The 17,196-nt window shown below is 56.5% G+C and carries 15 protein-coding genes and 1 pseudogene; 9 read left to right on the top strand and 7 right to left on the bottom strand.

The window, feature by feature from the left end; translation table 11 throughout:
• The first annotated feature begins 184 nt into the window (after nt 1-184).
• Nucleotides 185-1,501 (top strand): phospholipase D-like domain-containing protein, encoded by a 1,317-nt coding sequence (locus tag KUF54_RS12395; protein WP_219343119.1) that lies wholly within the window; start codon nt 185-187, stop codon nt 1,499-1,501.
• A 6-nt stretch (nt 1,502-1,507) separates the two neighbouring features.
• Here KUF54_RS12395 and KUF54_RS12390 read toward each other — a convergent pair whose 3' ends face one another.
• Nucleotides 1,508-4,312, bottom strand: a complete 2,805-nt coding sequence (locus KUF54_RS12390) for a DNA methyltransferase (RefSeq protein ID WP_219343118.1) — start codon at nt 4,310-4,312, stop codon at nt 1,508-1,510.
• A gap of 249 nt (nt 4,313-4,561) precedes the next feature.
• On the opposite strand from KUF54_RS12390, the gene KUF54_RS17445 reads away from it, so the two are divergent.
• From KUF54_RS17445 to KUF54_RS17435, 3 genes are read left to right on the top strand one after another with little or no spacing between them, the layout of a single operon-like run.
• Nucleotides 4,562-5,119, top strand: coding sequence for a transposase domain-containing protein (locus KUF54_RS17445; protein WP_255576083.1), 558 nt, complete (start codon nt 4,562-4,564; stop codon nt 5,117-5,119).
• A gap of 12 nt (nt 5,120-5,131) precedes the next feature.
• Nucleotides 5,132-5,557 carry a transposase gene (locus tag KUF54_RS17440; protein ID WP_255576446.1) on the top strand — a complete coding sequence of 142 codons (426 nt, stop codon included), beginning with the start codon at nt 5,132-5,134 and terminating at the stop codon, nt 5,555-5,557.
• An 18-nt stretch (nt 5,558-5,575) separates the two neighbouring features.
• Nucleotides 5,576-5,857: a hypothetical protein gene (locus KUF54_RS17435; RefSeq protein WP_255576082.1), complete on the top strand. Its 282-nt coding sequence runs from the start codon at nt 5,576-5,578 to the stop codon at nt 5,855-5,857.
• Between the two features lie 60 nt (nt 5,858-5,917).
• On the opposite strand, the gene KUF54_RS12380 is transcribed toward KUF54_RS17435, so the two are convergent.
• The 6 genes and pseudogenes from KUF54_RS12380 to KUF54_RS17430 all read right to left on the bottom strand — a co-directional run.
• Nucleotides 5,918-6,691: a ferredoxin--NADP reductase gene (locus KUF54_RS12380; RefSeq protein ID WP_219343117.1), complete on the bottom strand. Its 774-nt coding sequence runs from the start codon at nt 6,689-6,691 to the stop codon at nt 5,918-5,920.
• Between the two features lie 282 nt (nt 6,692-6,973).
• A complete protein-coding gene (locus KUF54_RS12375; RefSeq protein WP_255576081.1) occupies nt 6,974-8,056 on the bottom strand; it encodes a nitronate monooxygenase family protein in 1,083 nt (360 codons plus the stop codon).
• A gap of 27 nt (nt 8,057-8,083) precedes the next feature.
• Entirely contained in the window at nt 8,084-9,292 is a 1,209-nt protein-coding gene (locus KUF54_RS12370) for a YbfB/YjiJ family MFS transporter (protein ID WP_219343116.1), read from the bottom strand.
• A 77-nt stretch (nt 9,293-9,369) separates the two neighbouring features.
• Nucleotides 9,370-10,908: a YifB family Mg chelatase-like AAA ATPase gene (locus KUF54_RS12365; protein WP_219343115.1), complete on the bottom strand. Its 1,539-nt coding sequence runs from the start codon at nt 10,906-10,908 to the stop codon at nt 9,370-9,372.
• 84 nt (nt 10,909-10,992) lie between these two features.
• Nucleotides 10,993-11,499 carry a DUF2165 family protein gene (locus KUF54_RS12360; protein WP_219343114.1) on the bottom strand — a complete coding sequence of 169 codons (507 nt, stop codon included), beginning with the start codon at nt 11,497-11,499 and terminating at the stop codon, nt 10,993-10,995.
• Nucleotides 11,500-11,523: 24 nt separating this feature from the next.
• A pseudogene (locus KUF54_RS17430) lies at nt 11,524-11,679 on the bottom strand (ATP-dependent protease); the annotation flags it as partial.
• Nucleotides 11,680-12,033: 354 nt separating this feature from the next.
• Between KUF54_RS17430 and KUF54_RS12355 the strand changes: the two are divergent.
• The 5 genes from KUF54_RS12355 (at nt 12,034) to glcF (ending at nt 17,112) form a co-directional block, all read left to right on the top strand.
• Nucleotides 12,034-12,786 (top strand): TorF family putative porin, encoded by a 753-nt coding sequence (locus KUF54_RS12355; RefSeq protein ID WP_219343113.1) that lies wholly within the window; start codon nt 12,034-12,036, stop codon nt 12,784-12,786.
• Between the two features lie 18 nt (nt 12,787-12,804).
• Nucleotides 12,805-13,143 carry a P-II family nitrogen regulator gene (gene glnK / locus KUF54_RS12350; protein ID WP_219343112.1) on the top strand — a complete coding sequence of 113 codons (339 nt, stop codon included), beginning with the start codon at nt 12,805-12,807 and terminating at the stop codon, nt 13,141-13,143.
• Between the two features lie 40 nt (nt 13,144-13,183).
• On the top strand, nt 13,184-14,536 hold the full coding sequence (gene amt, locus KUF54_RS12345) for an ammonium transporter (protein WP_219343111.1): 1,353 nt from the start codon (nt 13,184-13,186) through the stop codon (nt 14,534-14,536).
• Nucleotides 14,537-14,681: 145 nt separating this feature from the next.
• The gene (glcE, locus tag KUF54_RS12340; protein ID WP_219346392.1) at nt 14,682-15,842 is read left to right on the top strand and encodes a glycolate oxidase subunit GlcE; all 1,161 of its coding nucleotides are present in this window, start codon (nt 14,682-14,684) and stop codon (nt 15,840-15,842) included.
• Nucleotides 15,843-15,858: 16 nt separating this feature from the next.
• Nucleotides 15,859-17,112: a glycolate oxidase subunit GlcF gene (gene glcF / locus KUF54_RS12335; RefSeq protein WP_219343110.1), complete on the top strand. Its 1,254-nt coding sequence runs from the start codon at nt 15,859-15,861 to the stop codon at nt 17,110-17,112.
• Nucleotides 17,113-17,196 lie beyond the last annotated feature (84 nt).

Here is a 17,196-nt window from a genome sequence, read left to right as displayed (position 1 = left end):
TGATGGCTTACCAGTGCTCCGATTCAGATGTCGGCCTCAAAGCGTGCGGATAGGCAATCTTGGTGAAATGCTTGATGGGATATTTAGGCAATTCCTACAAGGTAGACTTGCAAATCTCCCTGTTACCTATCAACAGACACTCGGCCCGTAGTGGCCATGAAAATTCAACACCGAGAATATACGAATGAAAGTCCATTTCATTGCCCAACCCCAGGAGCAACTCGGAACTTTGCTCAATGTAGCGCTCAATTCGGCGGAGCGGCCAGCTCGCGTTGTGCTGGTTTCCGCATTTGCATCCCTTCAAGCCGTGCTACGGCTGAAGGCGAAACTAATAGAACTGCACGAAGCAGGTACGACGGTTCGGGTAGTGGTTGGTGTGGACATGGGTGGCACAAGCAAGGAAGTGCTCAAAGAGTTAGCGACTTGGCCGGTCGAGGTGTTCATTTTCAAAAACAGAAAGGGCGGCGTCACTTTTCATCCGAAACTCTATGTCGTGGAGTTCGCGAAGACTGCTGAAGTTTTCTTAGGTTCAAACAACCTTACTGACGGCGGGCTCTACGGCAACTACGAGGGCGCCGTCCAAGTGACGTATGCGTTGCCCGGCGACGCGGCTGAGCTTGCCCGTGCCAAAACTGAACTCGGCAAGTTTATTGACCCTGCAGCACCGGTCGGACGCAAGCTTGATGCCGCGTATTTGGCTCTCCTGAAGATGCGCAAGGACATCCCTGACGAGATGGAAGCCCGACTACGCAGGAAGGTTGCACGCGGCAACACACTGATAGAAGGCCCCGCGGTTGACGTATTCGGCTTCGAAGACACGCCAAGACCGCCAGCGCTCCCCCTCGCGGTGAAAAATGTCGTCATCGCCGCGATTCAGCATCAGATGGCTGAGCAAGATAAGAAGAAGGCCGCAGTGCGAGCTTCCGCAAAGAAGGCAGCCAAAGCGGCTGCAGCTGCCAAGAAGCCTGCACCCGCTGCGGTGCCAGAAGACGACATTCGAGATTTCGTTCCTTTAGCGCAAATCACACCAGTCGCGTTCTACCTTGAGCTCACAACGACCAATGGCGCTGCTGGAAATATTCCCGGGGAGCAGCGCATTCCCCTTGAAGCCCTTCATGCTGCGCATGACTTCTGGGGATGGCCGGACGAGTACACAGAAAGCGTGAATCCTCGAAAAGGCCCCAACGCGGATGGCAAGCGGCGTGTGTATTTGGAGCGGAAGCCCCGCTGGCGAGTCTATGTTGTCGGCGACCCAACCAAGGACATCATCATCGGAGTGCGCATGTATTACGTCGCAGCCAACTCTGATTTTCGCTTCCACTCCGGCAACCTCGCAAAGTGGGCAACAGCTGGCGACTTGGTGAAAATTACCGCTGTCGAGGGCAAGGACTACTTGTACGAATGCGCTTTGGCCGTAAAGGGCTCGCCACAGCATCAGGCGTGGCAGGCACTGTGCAGCCCCACCAGTGGAAAGTCTCCTCGAATGTTTGGTTACTCTTGACGCATTTCACTTCCTGAAGCGCAAGATGACGTTCTCCGTGATGGCGTTCTTGATGTGAACCAAGTTCTCGGTGGTGACAGCGATGTCGATTCGTTCAACGGAAGTAAATCCACGGGCCTTGCCAATGACTTCCACCAAGTCTGTGGAGGGAATGCGAATGTCTTTGCCATCAATGGTCATCTTGCTATCCCCTATGACGACCATCACTTCAGCCCCCTTCTTACAGACACGATAGAGCTGCCGGAACACCTCGTTCATGTCTTTCAGGAACCGATGCGTCAACGCGGGCATATTCTGTTTGCGAAAACCCGAGTCCGGCGAGCTTTCAAGTGCCTTGTGAATTGACCTCACGAACTTCAGGCATTCGACGGGTAGCCCTTCGTCACGCGAAAATTCGGCCTCAAGTTCGCGCTTATTTGTCGCGGTGACCTCTCGGCTGCCAATAAGTGCTTGTTCTATAGGGCGCCTGTCACTGCCAGCCAAGCCAAACAAGGTAAGCAGCGACAGCCTGTCCGTGTCGATGTAAGGCAAGGCCATCGCATACGGTGGGCTTGTCAGAACTAGGTCAATTGACTCATCGGCGATGCCTAACGCATCGTATGTAGATGCGGCTCGATTGTCGCCATTGACAACCGTTGAGCCGAAGAATGGGTTCGGCGCGTAGCCCCGAATCTTCCAGAACTTTTCGATGCGTTCGAACTGAAGCTTGAGCTGCTCTTTGAACAGACTGAAGACTTCTGCATCGGTCAGGAACTCTTTCCGGTAGCGGATACGAAGGTCTGTAGGCTCTTGCTGTGAAACGTCTCGAATGATGCTGCTGAGCACGACTTCCAAGAAGTCGCGCGCCGGTCCGTTACTGCCAGCACGAATTACGCGCAGGAGCCAGTTCAACTTGCGCGCAACGGGCTCCGCGAACCACCGGCCAATTTCTTCAAGGCTGTCTTGCTTGAATTGGTCGAGCGCTGCGGGGAGCTCTTGAGGAGCTGAGTCAATCGTCGCCACCACTGATGCCACCACTTCCGTCAGCACGTCGGGGTCAACATCCAGCACGGCAGTCTTCGCCCGAGCAATTTGCGCAGCAAGTGGGTGCAGGTCGCATCCAAACGTCGTGTAGCCGTTCAGGTAGCCTTCAAGCAAGGTAGTGCCACTGCCACAGAAGGGGTCCAAGATGCAGGCACCGTGAGGCAGCTCCAGTTGATTAATAAGCCCCTTCGCTAGCTGCGGGTAGAACTTCCCCTTATAAGGGTGAATGCCGTGGGTGACGTATTTCGGGTCTTTGCGCGCGCTGGGATTGGCCGCCATTCCATTCTCAAGAATGGCCTGCCACGTAGGCTCTCTGTATCCGCCCGGATACCCAATCTGATGGGTGAAAACAAGTGAACGACAGCGTATCAAGTCATGAACGCTCGCATTCTTCTGCACAGAATGTCCGTCTGACGCTGCTGACCCTAGCTTAATTTCACCAGTTTCCCGTTTGCGAAGCTCTTGCTCGTATGACCAGGGCTTATAAGGCGGACCCTCAAGAGTAATCAGCACCCTTCGCTCAGCTTTGCGAAGCACCAACAGGCTCTCGGTTGCCGCACGTCGACCGGCTGGGGTAAATGAGCGCTTTGTCTTGTGAACAGGGCGCTCAATGACCTGCGCTGTGTCGAATCCATGCTCGGCCGCCTTTTCTGCCAGTAGATCAGCCGTGGCGTAGTTCTCGCCCTTGTAGACCGAGTCGCCAATCACAAGCACTGCGAATCTCCCAGGCTTGAGCACACGTCCCATTCCGTCAAGAACTCGACGCATGTCGGTGAAGTAGCTTTCGAAACCACTAGCCTCGCGCTGATGCTTCAGATGCGAGCCGATTTCTACCTTTCCGAGTGCAATAGGGTCATGTCCGAGCCAGAGCAGGCGAAATCGATGGTAAAGATGGTAATCAGTCGCGTTGCCGTAAGGTGGAGAACTGACTATCAGGTCAACTGAATTGTCTTGAATATCGTCAGGCGAGAGACTTCGGACGTCGCCAGTTAAAAACCGTGACACTCCATATCGCGTGGCTGCTGCGTTGCGAGCCACTGACTTCATCACCGATTCGAACTCCCTCACGTAGCGCTTGGTAGTTTCTCCAACAGGAACATGGCGAGGAACACTCTTATAGCGCGTCTCAGAATCTTGGAACGAGGCGGAGAGTACTGTCCGCGACAAGGCCAAGGTGGCTATCTTGCGAGCGGTGTCGTCATTGAGCTTGCTAATTCGAAACTTAATATGGGCAAGTTCTCCGAAGGCAGAATCTGCGAACCACTTCTCCCGATTTGCAATCTTGGGTGCAAATCCCCCATACATGACGACAAGTTCAGCCACGTCTTTCGGCAATGACTCCAGTAACGCCCTCAGCGCACCGTGAAGTAGGTGCAGCTCCGATGTTGCTTCTGCCGATACTCGGGCTGTCTTGACCTGTCCAATAAGTGCTGCAACTGGGTTTGCATCAACGCTAACCGCGCGACGGCCAAGACGAATTGCCTCAAGGGCAGTGGTACCGCTACCCCCGAATGGGTCAAAGACCAGCTCGCCCTTCGAGCTCAATAGCGAGATGATCGTTCCCGGGAGTTGAGGAATGAATTTGGCGGGATAGGGATGTAAGTCATGTCCAAGAAATCGGGTGTCATCATCTGTAAATCCCCAATCCTGAGATTTCAGGCGAGCAATTGCCACATCTACTTGCTCTAGATGAAGTGGATGCTCACAGTAAGCAGCTCCCTGTGGTGTGTCGGCAGTGGTGGCGAAGGCAAATAACTGTGATTGAGTTTGCGGCTTGTATATAGACATTTAGACTCCTTCTGGGATTTTATCAAAAACCCAGAAGTTTTCTGAAAAAAATCGGCCTATCGACCTGTCATAAAGCGCAAAAACATCCTCTAAACCGCCTTAAAAGCTCAAAAAATAGCCTGTAACTGGATGGCAATTCCTCCAAAAAACAGCGCCTAATGAGTAATGTCGTTCACTTAAGCCAGTGAACGGCATTTTTGTTTGTTCAAGAGGCACACTCACGGTGTCTTCATTGGTACCTGCTTTTTCGTGATCTCCAAGTCTTCTCCTCATCCCAACTTCACAACTCTGTCCGAGCACATTGATCCTCAATGGATCAGTGCAGTCCTTGCTAGCACCGGCAAAGCCAGTGTGCGTAAACGCAAACTTCCCGCAGAGCAAGTGGTGTGGCTGGTGATTGCATTGGCCCTGTACCGCCACCAATCAATAGCTCAGGTCGTCGCCGACCTAGACTTGGTACTCCCCGATGAAGTCAATCCCTACATCGCCAACAGCGCACTGACCCAAGCTCGACAAAAGCTCGGAGGTGAGCCTTTAGAGCAGTTGTTTGGCATGTGCGCCAGTTGCTGGGACGATCGCCATCAACAAGGCCACAGCTGGCGAGGCTTGGCTTGCTACGCTATCGATGGCAGCACACTGCGCACACCTGACACCCAGAACAACCGAGCGCACTTTGGCTGTCAGGAGTACAGCAGCGGTGTGCTCAGCAGCTATCCGCAGTTGCGCTTGCTGACGCTGACATCGTTGTCCACGCATCTGCTGCGAGCGGCTGTCTTTGGGGAATACAACAAAAATGAAATGCGCTAAGCCAAAAAGCTCATTGACGCCATCCCCGCACATTCTCTGACGGTGCTCGATAAAGGCTTTGTCAGCGCCAAGTTGCTGCTTGGCATCCAGAGTCAGGCGCAGCGTCACTGGCTGACCGCAGCCAAAAGCAACACTCAATGGACTCGGCTGGACGAACACCCCAGCGACTACCTCGTGCAAATGCGCGTCTCACCTCAAGCGCGCAAGGCCAGCCCAGAGCTGCCCGAGTCTTGGCAAGCCCGGGCCATCGAGACGGTTTCCAAACAAGGCAAGCGCCGCATCTTGCTGACTTCCTTAATGGACAAGAAGGCTTGGCCTGCCAAAGAAATTGCCCAGCAATACGACAGGCGCTGGCATGTCGAGTCAGTTACAGAGAGATCAAACAGGAGATGCTGGGCAGCGAAAGAACACTGCGCAGCGGCCACCCACAAACCATAGAGCAAGAGGTCTGGGGCTTTGCTGGCCTACAACCTCGTGCGGCTGGAGATGGCGCAGGTGGCCAAAGAAAACCAGGTGCAACCGACAGAGCTGAGCTTTGTAGTGGCCTTGAACTATCTGCAGTATGAGTGGAGAACGCTGGCTAGCAGCAGTCCGGGGACGCTGCCCAAGCATTTGCAGAGATTGCGCCAAAGGCTGGGTGACTTGCTGCTGCCGCAACAAAGACGGGAGCGATCATGCCCCCGTATTGTGAAATCAGTACCTGCTCGGTATCCGGTCAAGAAGGTGAGAAAACCTTAAGTGAACGGCATTAATGCAGATGCAGGCCTTTTACAGTGGATAGCTTGGAAAAAGCAGTATTTACTTTTCCACAAACGCACGCTCAACGACGAAGTCGCCGGGCGTCGTGGTGTTACCTTCTTTGAAGCCGCGGTGCTCCAACAGCTCTTTGAGTTCGGCCAGCATGGCGGGGCTGCCGCAGAGCATAACGCGATCGGTCTCCGGGTTCAAATCTGGCAGGCCCAGGTTTTGCGGGAAGGTGCCGTCGTTGATCTGCGTAGAGATACGACCCTGATTGCGGAAAGGCTCACGCGTCACAGTTGGGTAGTAGTGCAGCTTGCCTTTAACGATCTCGCCCAAGAACTCATGCTCCGGCAGTTCTTTTTCCAGCAGTTCCTGGTAGGCCAGCTCTTCCACTTGGCGCACGCCATGCACCACGACCACGTTGTCAAAACGCTCGTAAGTTTCAGGGTCACGCGCCACAGACAGCCAAGGCGCCAGACCGGTGCCGGTACCAATCAGGTACAGGTTCTTGCCGGGCAGCAGATAGTCGATGAGCAGCGTGCCTGTAGGCTTCTTGCCCACAATGATGGTGTCACCCACCTTGATGTCCTGCAGCTTCGAAGTCAAAGGGCCTTCAGGGACCTTGATCGACAAGAACTCCAGATGCTCTTCGTAGTTAGGGCTGGCGATGGAGTACGCGCGCAGCAAATTCTTGCCATCCACCTTCAGGCCAATCATGGTGAAGTGGCCGTTGGAGAAGCGCAGCGATGTGTCGCGTGTCGTGGTGAAGGAGAAAAGACGGTCGGTCCAGTGGTGGACGGACAGCACGCGTTCTTCAAGAAAAGCACTCATGATTCGTCTGAAATAAAAAAACTCTAAGCAGTAAAACCTGCGCGGCAAATGCTGGGCGGTGGCGGGGCACTGCAGCGGTGAGCTGCAAGCGCGTTGGCTGCCGGTTGCCTAGCGGGACAAGATGCGTATTGTCCGGCAATTGATTCAAAACAGGTGCGTTGCAAGCCAATGTCTTGAGATTGAATAGTGATATGCAAAATGACGATGCCTGCCGCCTTGCCGCGCAAGGGCTGGATCGCCACTCATTTCACGCTATACAAAGAGCATCAATACGGCCTGAAGCTATGCTTTTTGAGGCGTTTTTTGAAGCGCTTCCTGCAGCTCCTGCGCCAAGGTCTGCATCAGTTCAGCCGCAGGCAAGGCCCGCGCCAGCGGTGCACCTTGGCCTGCCCAGTGGGCGGCATAGTCGCTGCACCCTTGGGCGCTAGCGGCTTGATGCAAAGCCTTGCCCGCGTCATAGACCATGGGGTAGGACGGCAAGGACAGGCTGTAATCACGCCCCAGTTGATGCAATCGATTAAACATGCCGCGCGCGGGTCGCCCTGAGACAGCCGCTGTAATTGCCGTGTGGTGCGCATCCGGGCTTTGCAGCTGCGAGCGATAAGCGGGGCTGGCGGCTGATTCAGGGCAAAGGATAAAAGCCGTGCCCATTTGCACCGCACAAGCCCCCAGCGCCAGCGCCGCCGCAATGCCTGAGCCGTTCATAACGCCGCCCGCCGCAATCACCGGCAGGCTGCATTCACGCGCCAGAATTTGTGTCAATGCAAAAGTGCCCATCAAGCGGTCTTGCTCAGGCACAAAGCTGCCGCGATGGCCGCCGGCCTCCATGCCTTGGGCCACGATGACATCCACACCCGCTTGCTCAATCTGGCGGCCTTCATCGAGGCTGGTAGCGCAGGCCAAGGTGACGATGCCTGCTGCGCGCAGTGCGTCAATAAAAGTCTGCTCGGGCAAGCCAAAGTGAAAACTGACCACGGCAGGTTTTTGTGCCAGCAGCATGGCTTGCAGCGGTGCATTACCTACGGCTGATTCGTAAATGCGGCGCAAGCTTGCTGGCTGCGGCGCACCCCAGCGGGCAAATTCTGGCGCCAGATAGTCAAGCCATGCGGCTTCGCTCTGTGGATTAGCAGCAGCGGTTTGGTAGCAAAACAAATTGACGTTGAAGGGCCTGCCGGTCAGCGCCTGTGTCTGCGCAATATGCTGCTGCGCCTGTGCCGCGCCATAAGCGCCAATCCCCACAGAACCCAAACCTCCCGCATTGCTAACGGCAGCCGCCAGCTCAGGGGTCGATGTCCCCGCCATAGGGGCTTGAATAATGGGATGCAGCAGAGCAAGGCGGCTCATCCATGAAGCATTATTTTTCATTACATTGCTCATCAAAATTTAGTCCGATTAACTACTTGCACTGCGGCCTGCATTACTGCCTGGATTGCTGCGTACAAAACGAATGCAAACCACCAAGGCCGACCCCAGCGCTAGCGCCGTAAAGCCCAAAACAAACAAACTGCGATAGCTGCCAGTCTGTGCATAGATAAACGCCATCAGATAACCAGCGCTGGCCTGCAACAGCGCAAAAGCGGCCGTGGCATAGCCCCACATTTTTTTATGCTGTGCAGGACCAATCAGTTGCATTAGATAGCCCGAAATAATCGCCGCCATACCTGGCGAAAGCGCACCCACAACAAAGCCTGAAATGGCATGACCCGCAAAACCTCCCCAGACGAGTGGCAGGCCAATGGCAACAGCCTTGATAGCGTAAGCGCCCGTGGTCGCCCCCCTCCAACCCCAGCGAGCAGCACAGTAGGCGGCACATAAAGGGCCCAATGTGGCACCTAAACCGAAAAATGCCCACTGCATCGAGGCGTAGCTCGCACCCAGAAGCAATTCGCGATCCAGATAATCTACCCAGAAAACCGTGTGCGGCACAAAGCCGAAGGCGTCGCAGGTATAGGCAAAAAAGAGAAGAATGACCGCCGCACTCCAAAGGGGTCGATGTGGCTCAGCAGGTGCTGCAGAGTTATTTGCTTTAGCTGTATGAGGAACAATTTGGCGCGCAGCGCGCCAGCCAAACCACAGGGCCAACGCGCACAGCCCTGTAAGCGCCCACCACACTGCACTCAGGCTGGCGTGGGCAAACATGGGCACCAGCGTGGCGGCGAGCAAAGCACCCGCGCCAATACCGCAAAACATGAGCGGCCCCAGTGCTGCACGTCGCTGCGGTGCTGTAGCTGACATCGCAACAGACGGCCCCAACACCATGAGCGCAGCCCCTGCAATGCCAGCCATCACCCGCCAAACAAAAAACAACTCCATGGGCTGGGGCAGGCTGCAGGCCGCAAAGCTGAGCATGACCACAACCCAGCACATAACCAGCATGCGCACAGAGCCCAAACGTTCTGCCAGCGGCGCCGCGGCCAGTGCACCGATGAGGTAGCCCAGCAGATTGGCAGCGCCCAAATAGGCAACCTGCTCTCCGTTAAACCAGCCAGCATGCACCATCTGCGGCATCAACGCCGTATAGGCAAAGCGGGCCAGCCCCACACCGCTTAGCGTGGCCATAAAGCCAGTGAGTAAAAGGGGAATCTCTTGTCGCTGAATCACTCGCTCAATCCGGTTATCAATAGAAAGCCTAAACGCAGCCGAACAATCAGCTCTTATAGGAAATAGTAAAAACGCTTTTATTGCTGCATCAGTGCGCGGCGGTACTGCAAGGCTTCAGCCACATGCGTGTGACTGATAGCGTCTGAGTTTGCCAAATCAGCAATAGTGCGCGCCACTTTCAAAGCACGATGCGTGCCGCGTGCAGACCAGCCGAGTTTTTCAGCCGCCTTGTGGGCAAACGCCAAGGCTTGCGGCTCCAGCTGCAAATGCGCATCTAGCTGCGCGCCGTGCAATTGGTGATTGGGCGTGCCTTGGCGTTGCATGGCCTTGTCACGCGCAGCGCTCACGCGTTGCTGAACGGCAGCGCTGCTCTCGGCTTCAGGCGCAGCCAGCAGCTCCTGCGGCGGCAAAGCGGCCACTTCTACATGCAAGTCAATGCGATCAAGCAGCGGCCCACTGATACGCGCCTGATAGCGCGAGACTTGATCAGGCGTGCAACGGCAAGTCCTGACCCTTGAGCCCCAATAGCCGCAGGGGCAAGGGTTCATCGCGGCAATGAGTTGAAAGCGTGCAGGAAACTCTGCCCGCTGCGCTGCCCGCACCACGGTGATGTGACCAGTCTCCAGTGGCTCGCGCAAAGCCTCAAGCGCGCTGCGGGCGAACTCCGGCAGCTCATCTAAAAACAGCGCCCCGCAATGGGCGTAAGAGATTTCACCCGGCTTGGGTGGTGAGCCACCACCGACGAGCGCAACTGAACTAGCAGTGTGATGGGGCGAGGCAAAGGGGCGCTGGCGCCATAGCTCTGGCGCAAAGCGACCGCTAAGGCTGGCAATGGCTGCGGCCTCTAGCGCTTCTTCATCAGTCATGCTCGGAAGCAAGGCGGAAAAGCGCTGAGCCAACATCGATTTTCCAGAGCCCGGTGGCCCGATCATCAGCACCCCATGGGAACCTGCTGCTGCAATTTCAAGAGCACGCTTGGCCTGCATCTGGCCGCGTACTTCACGCAGGTCTAGCACTGACGTCTTCACTACAACAGGCCTTGGCATGACCTGTTGCCAGCCTTGGGATGTGTCATCCGCATCAAGCGGCAGTGCATCGCAAGCCATGAATTGCTTGGCCACATCGAGCAAGTGCTGTGCACTAAAAACTTCGATGGAAGGAACAAAAGCAGCTTCTTGCGCACTTTCAAGCGGCAGCACTAGGCGCACGTTTTGCTGCAGGCGTTGCAATGCCAGCGCCGTGGCCAGCGCACCGCGTACCGGGCGCAGAGCGCCCGTTAAGGACAGCTCACCGGCGAACTCGTAGTCGGCCAATTTGCTCGCTTCAATTTGCCCGCTGGCTGCCAGAATGCCCAGCGCAATCGGCAGATCAAAGCGGCCTGAATCTTTGGGTAAATCTGCGGGGGCGAGGTTGACGGTGATTCTTTTGTTGTTGGGAAATTCCAGCCCCGCATTGACGATGGCGGCGCGCACGCGCTCGCGTGCTTCTTTGACTTCGATATCCGCCAAACCCACGAGCGTGAAAGAAGGCAAACCATTGGCCAGATGGACTTCCACGGTAACGCTGGGGGCAGCCAACCCCAGCAAAGCACGACTTTGAACCAGCGCTAGACCCATAAGCCCCCCACTGCGCCACCTGACGCAGCCTTGAGAGTATGCGTGCAGCCCCAGCAAGGCAATAGGCAATCAATAACGCAGCGCCTATGTCCCGCCCTCTTCCAAAGCGTCGTTGCTCATGGTGAGGTACATCAAAACGAGCAGCATCATGATGCAAAAACGAAATGCGCTCTGAATGCCATTCCACTGCGTGGACATCCACATGCCAAACCACTCACCACCGACGGACATGAAGACCACTTGCCACGTCAAAAAGCCCAAGCTCAAGCCACCGATGGCCCACGCTTTGGCGGCCCTGAATTCTGCAGGCACGGCGCTGCGCGCTTTGAGCAGCTTGAAGCCGCCTATCCAGCACAGCACTGCCGTCGCTATCTCCAGTGCAATGATCAAGACGTAGCCCGCGTGATGCACCCACTCTTGCTCAATGGAGCGGTACATGATCCCGTTGCCTGGGAAGGTCGTGTCCATGAGAAAAACATGGCGCACAAAGGCAAAATTCGTGGCGTAGTCGGTGACGTTGCCAAAGGCGACCAGCGTGGCGAAAAAAGCCATGGCCAGCACCATGCAGACCTTGGATAAGCGAATGATCATTCAAAACTCCGAGCAAAAAAAGGTGGCGGCGCGCACGCGCTCTCTGGCTTCTTTGACTTCGATATCAGCCAAACCCACCCATGTGAAAGATGGCAACCGATTCACCCAATGGACTCCAACCGTAACATTTGGTGCTTGCAAACCCAGCAAGGCACGACTTTGAACCAGAGCCAGCCGCATAAGCACCTCGTTAGTAGAGCGTGAGGCATCAGTAGCGCCAAGCTACGACAAGACTGCCAGAGTTTGTGGCTCTGTCCTGCAAAGCAGGCTCTTTTAAAATTGCACCAAAAAAGTGCGCAAAAGCAGGCTTACGTTAGGAAACATTGGTGCGTGAAATTTGAGCATCCCTAGTTTGGTGCATGAGATTTGCAAGTCTTTTGCAAGCATTAGCCACTTGAAATTAATAGCTAAAAGTGCTTGTCTGTATTGCATAAACGTCACAAATCAAGCAGCTCTTAAACCTGTATTTGAGACTTGGCACGCTCCATGCTTTGAAGGATTGTCTAAAAAAATTTCAAACCGGAGGAAACCTAAATGTCCAGTCTCATTGCTCGCCGTTTCAAGACTTTCGCCAAGACTGCCACCCTGGCTTGCGCCGTGATCGCTCCTATGTGGGCACACGCTCAGCTCACCGCCAACGTATCGTTGACCAGTAACTACAAGTTCCGTGGTCAAGATCAGGATACCGGTCGCAACCAGGCTTTCAAGCCTGCGCTGCAAGGTGGTTTTGACTACGCATTTGGCGACAGCGGCTTTTACGTGGGCAACTGGAACTCCTCCGTGAACTGGCTGCCCGGCAACTCGCTGGAAACTGACTTCTACGGCGGCTACAAATTCAAGGCTGCGGATGTGGATTGGGATGTGGGTGTGCTGACCTATATCTACTCTGGCGCCACACAGGCCAACACCACAGAACTCTATGGTTCCGGTACTTACGGCCCCTTCACAGCCAAGTATTCGCACACCGTGTCTAAGGATTACTTCAGCTGGGCGGGCGCCAAGGGTGGTTCGGGTCTGAAAGGCACCAACACCGGTTATCTGCAGTTCGCCTATAGCCAAGAAGTGATGCCTAAGGTGACACTGAAGGCTTCCGTGGGTTACACGCATTTTTCCAGCGACATCAAGGACATGGGCGTGCCTAACTACATGGATTACAGCGTGGGCGGTGCCTATGACATGGGTGACGGTTTCACTGCAGCAGCAGCTGTCGTTGGCGCTAACAAGAAAAACGCCTTTGGCGATGTGAACAAGGCGCGTCTGATCTTGACGCTCTCTAAAGCTTTTTAATTTTTTCAGGAGTCCATCATGAAAATGGTGACAGCCATCATCAAGCCCTTCAAGCTCGACGAAGTTCGTGAAGCCCTTTCTCAAATCGGTGTGCAAGGCATCACCGTGACCGAAGTCAAAGGCTTTGGTCGCCAGAAAGGCCACACCGAGCTGTATCGCGGCGCCGAATATGTGGTCGATTTTCTGCCCAAGCTGAAGATTGAAGCCGCGATTGCAGACGACCTGGTGGACTCCGCAATCGAAGCCATTGAAGGTGCAGCACGCACCGGCAAAATCGGCGACGGCAAGATTTTTGTTCAAGCGCTGGAGCAGTCGATCCGTATCCGCACAGGAGAAACCGGCGACTCGGCACTGTAAGTGCCTCAGCCCCTCTGGAACCCGCTTTAGAAAGATTGCCATGACCAACAAACTATTAAGTGCAGGCCTTGGATTAGGACTGCTAGCTGCCAGTGCGGCAGGTTTTGCACAGGAAGGTGCTGCAGTGGCAGCCGCTGTTGCCCCGGTAGCACAAGCGGCTGCCGAAGTTGTGCCGACATTGAGCGCCGGTGATACGGCCTGGATGCTGACATCCACCATGCTGGTGATTTTGATGATCATCCCCGGCCTCGCCCTGTTCTACGGCGGCCTGGTGCGCAGCAAGAACATGCTGTCCGTGCTGGCGCAAGTCTTCGTCATCTTCTCGCTGATCACCGTGCTGTGGGCTGTTTACGGCTACTCGCTGGCCTTTGGCGGCGAAGGCAAGTTCTTCGGCAACTTCGACAAGATCTTCCTCAAGGGGATCACACCGGACACGCTGTCGCACATGCTGGCGACGATCCCTGAGTATGTGTTTGTGGCCTTCCAGTCCACCTTCGCTGCCATCACCGTGGCGCTGATCGTGGGTGCTTTTGCCGAGCGCATCAAGTTCGCTGCCGTGATCATCTTCTCCGTGCTGTGGTTCACCTTCAGCTACATCCCCATGGCACACATGGTGTGGGGCGGTGGTCTGCTGGCTGCTGATGGCGCACTGGACTTCGCTGGCGGCACTGTGGTTCACATCAACGCCGCTGTAGCTGGCCTGGTGGGTGCCTACATGCTGGGCAAGCGTCTGGGCTTTGGTAAAGAAGCCCTGCCTCCTCACAGCCTGACACTGACCATGGTCGGCGCATCGCTGCTGTGGGTGGGTTGGTTCGGCTTCAACGCTGGCTCTGCTGGCGCCGCCAACGGCACTGCGGGTCTGGCCTTCATCAACACCATTTTGGCAACTGGCGCTGCTGCTCTGGCCTGGATTACTGCTGAAGCGCTGCACCGCGGCAAGGCTTCCATGCTGGGCGCTGCATCCGGTGCAGTTGCCGGTCTGGTGACTATCACTCCCGCCGCTGGTTTTGTCGGCCCCATGGGCTCCATCGTGATGGGTTTGATTGCTGGCCCTCTGTGCCTGTGGGGTGTCTCTGGCCTCAAGCGCATGCTCAAGGTTGACGACGTTTGCGACGTCTTCGGTGTCCACGGCGTGGGCGGTATTCTGGGCGCCATCCTGACCGGCGTGTTCTGCGCCACAGGTCTGGGCGGTATGCAGCCAGAAGGCTTCAACATGGGCCACCAAGTGTGGGTGCAACTCGTGAGCGTGCTGGTGACCATTGCTTGGTCGGGCGTTGTCTCTTACATCGCTTTCAAGATTGCAGATTTGACAGTGGGCCTGCGCGTCTCTGAAGAGTCTGAGCGACAAGGTCTGGACATCACCTCCCACGGAGAAGTTGCCTATACCCGTTAAGCAGCAGTCACTTCGTTAGTTCAGTTTCATTACGTTGCCCCGCAGTGCAAGCTGCGGGGCTTTTTTTATTCACGCTTTTATTCACGCTCACTGTGCAAAAAAATCAAAACTGATGCCTGTCCGGCTGACAGGTCTGCCAGCTACCATGCAAGTCATGGACTCAGCCAATCGCCCCATCAAAGACATTAGCGAGCGCATTCGCGCCGCTGCCGGTGACAAGACGCCACTGCGCATTTGCGGCGGCGGCAGCAAAGACTTCTATGGCCTACGTCTTCAGGGTGAGCCCTTATCCACACTTGCTCTCAAAGGAATCGTCAGCTATGAACCCAGCGAGCTGGTGATAACAGCGCTTGCAGGCACGCCGCTGCTTGAGCTGCAGGCGCTGCTGGCCAGTCAAGGCCAGTGCCTGGCCTTTGAGCCACCGCACTTTGGCGCAGCCAGCACCGTGGGCGGCATGGTGGCAGCAGGTCTGTCCGGCCCCTCACGCGCCAATGTGGGTGCCGTGCGAGACTTTGTGCTGGGCCTAGAGATGATCAACGGCCAAGGCGAGCTTTTGCGCTACGGCGGACAAGTCATGAAAAACGTGGCGGGCTATGACGTCTCGCGCCTCATGGCTGGCAGCTGGGGCACGCTGGGGGTCATCACCGAGGTCAGCCTCAAGGTGCTGCCCGTGGCACCCGCTGAGGCCACCCTGCGCTTTGACAGTTGCAGCCAGCATCAGGCGCTGGACTGGCTCAACCACTGGGGCGGCCAGCCTTTGCCGCTGAACGCCAGCAACTGGCTGGAAGAAGACGGCAAAGGCACGCTGTACCTGCGCCTGCGCGGTGCGCGTGCTGCAGTGCAAGCTGCCGCGTTGAGACTGGGCGGCGAACGGCTGGATAGCGATACGAATCTTGATGCTCTGGCCGCAGACTGGAGCGCCAGCCGCGACCTGCGCCTACCTTGGTTTGAGCAGCGCGCGCCCGACCACTGCCTGTGGCGCTTGTTCATTCCCGCCGCCACCGCACCGCTGCCATTGCCACCCGAGGCCAGAGGCCCATTCATCGACTGGCATGGCGCGCAGCGCTGGGTGCAAGCCCCGCGCTCGTCGGCAGCCGCCTTGCAGAAACTGGCCCATGAAGCCGGCGGATCCGCTTCTCTTTTCAGAGCTGAAAGTCCATATCAGATAAGCGCTACAAGCGATTTTGATATTTATGCACAAAGCAGCGCAGCAGGCCGTACATCGGCCTTGCTGCATGCCCGGCTCAAACAAGCGTTTGACCCGGCGGGCATTCTCAACGTGGGCCGACTGTCGGCGAAATGGTAAGAACAGGTGTCAATCCATGCAAACCAATCTCGCCCCTGAATACCGCGCCACTCCTGAAGGGCTGGAAGCCGAAGCCATTTTGCGTAAATGCGTGCACTGCGGCTTTTGCACCGCCACCTGTCCCACGTACCAAACACTGGGTGACGAGTTGGATGGCCCGCGTGGCCGCATCTACCTCATCAAGCAAGTGCTAGAAGGGCACACGCCCACGCGATCCACCCAACAGCACTTGGACCGCTGCCTGACCTGCCGCAACTGCGAGTCCACCTGCCCCAGCGGCGTGCAGTACGGCCACTTGGTTGATATTGGCCGCAAGATTGTGGATGAGCAGGTGCCGCGCCCCACGGGCGAAAAACTGCAGCGCTGGTTGCTCAAAGAAGGCATGACATCGCCGCTGTTCGCACCTGCGCTCAAAGCTGGCCGGGCTTTAAAAGGCCTGCTACCTGCATCACTGGCCGACAAGATTCCTGCGGCGCAGGATGCCGGTGTGTGGCCCACGCGCGAACATGCCCGCAAGGTATTGTTGCTGGCGGGCTGTGTACAGCCCGCGATGATGCCGCGCATCAACTACGCCACAGCCCGCGTGCTGGATGCGGCAGGCGTGCAGACCGTGATTGCAGGCAACGCCGGCTGCTGCGGCGCGGTGAAGTTTCACTTGAACGACCAAGAAGGCGGCAAGGCGCAGATGCGCGCCAATATCGATGCATGGTGGCCGCTGGTTGAAAGTGGCTCGGTCGAGGCGATTGTGATGAACGCATCAGGCTGCGGTGCCACCGTCAAGGAATACGGCCACCTGCTCAGTCACGACGCCCAGTACGCCGACAAGGCTGCGCGCATCAGTGCACTAACCCGCGACCTCAGCGAGCTGCTGCCGCAAATGTTGCCCGAGCTGGTAGACAAGTTAAAAGGCCAGATCAGCACACCCAAGGCTGCCGTGGCTTACCACCCGCCCTGCACGCTGCAACACGGCCAAAAACTGCGCGGCGGAGTGGAAGGCGCTTTGCGCGAGCTGGGTTTTGACGTGCGCATAGCGCGCACCGAGTCACACCTGTGCTGCGGCTCAGCCGGTACCTATTCGGTGTTGCAACCCGAAATCTCGCAGCAGCTGCGCGAGCGCAAAATTGCCGCCCTAGATGAGCCTTTTGCGCCCGCCAAGCCTGCCGCCATTTTGTCTGCCAACATGGGCTGCATCATGCACCTGCAAAACGGCACCGAGGTACCGGTGATGCACTGGGTGGAGCTGCTTGACCAGTCTTTGAGCGCTGCTTGAAGGCGGTTTGACACCCCCGTTTGGCACTGCAGTTTGCAATGCTGGCATGATTAGTGGTTTTTCTCCTTTAAGCCCACGGGCTTT

Origin of the sequence: Comamonas sp. Y33R10-2 (genome assembly GCF_019355935.1) — a bacterium.
In the GTDB taxonomy this organism is placed as follows: domain Bacteria; phylum Pseudomonadota; class Gammaproteobacteria; order Burkholderiales; family Burkholderiaceae_C; genus Comamonas.
The sequence above is the reverse complement of the archived record's forward strand: the minus strand, read 5'-3'. Positions and strand labels throughout refer to the sequence as shown.

Coding starts and splice junctions, on each gene's coding strand:
- glcF (WP_219343110.1), top strand. CDS start 15,859: ATGCAAACCAATCTCGCCCCTGAATACCGCGCCACTCCTGAAGGGCTG.
- KUF54_RS12360 (WP_219343114.1), bottom strand. CDS start 11,499: ATGATCATTCGCTTATCCAAGGTCTGCATGGTGCTGGCCATGGCTTTT.
- KUF54_RS12380 (WP_219343117.1), bottom strand. CDS start 6,691: ATGAGTGCTTTTCTTGAAGAACGCGTGCTGTCCGTCCACCACTGGACC.
- glcE (WP_219346392.1), top strand. CDS start 14,682: ATGCAAGTCATGGACTCAGCCAATCGCCCCATCAAAGACATTAGCGAG.
- amt (WP_219343111.1), top strand. CDS start 13,184: ATGACCAACAAACTATTAAGTGCAGGCCTTGGATTAGGACTGCTAGCT.
- KUF54_RS12390 (WP_219343118.1), bottom strand. CDS start 4,312: ATGTCTATATACAAGCCGCAAACTCAATCACAGTTATTTGCCTTCGCC.
- KUF54_RS12375 (WP_255576081.1), bottom strand. CDS start 8,056: ATGAAAAATAATGCTTCATGGATGAGCCGCCTTGCTCTGCTGCATCCC.
- KUF54_RS12365 (WP_219343115.1), bottom strand. CDS start 10,908: ATGGGTCTAGCGCTGGTTCAAAGTCGTGCTTTGCTGGGGTTGGCTGCC.
- glnK (WP_219343112.1), top strand. CDS start 12,805: ATGAAAATGGTGACAGCCATCATCAAGCCCTTCAAGCTCGACGAAGTT.
- KUF54_RS12395 (WP_219343119.1), top strand. CDS start 185: ATGAAAGTCCATTTCATTGCCCAACCCCAGGAGCAACTCGGAACTTTG.
- KUF54_RS12355 (WP_219343113.1), top strand. CDS start 12,034: ATGTCCAGTCTCATTGCTCGCCGTTTCAAGACTTTCGCCAAGACTGCC.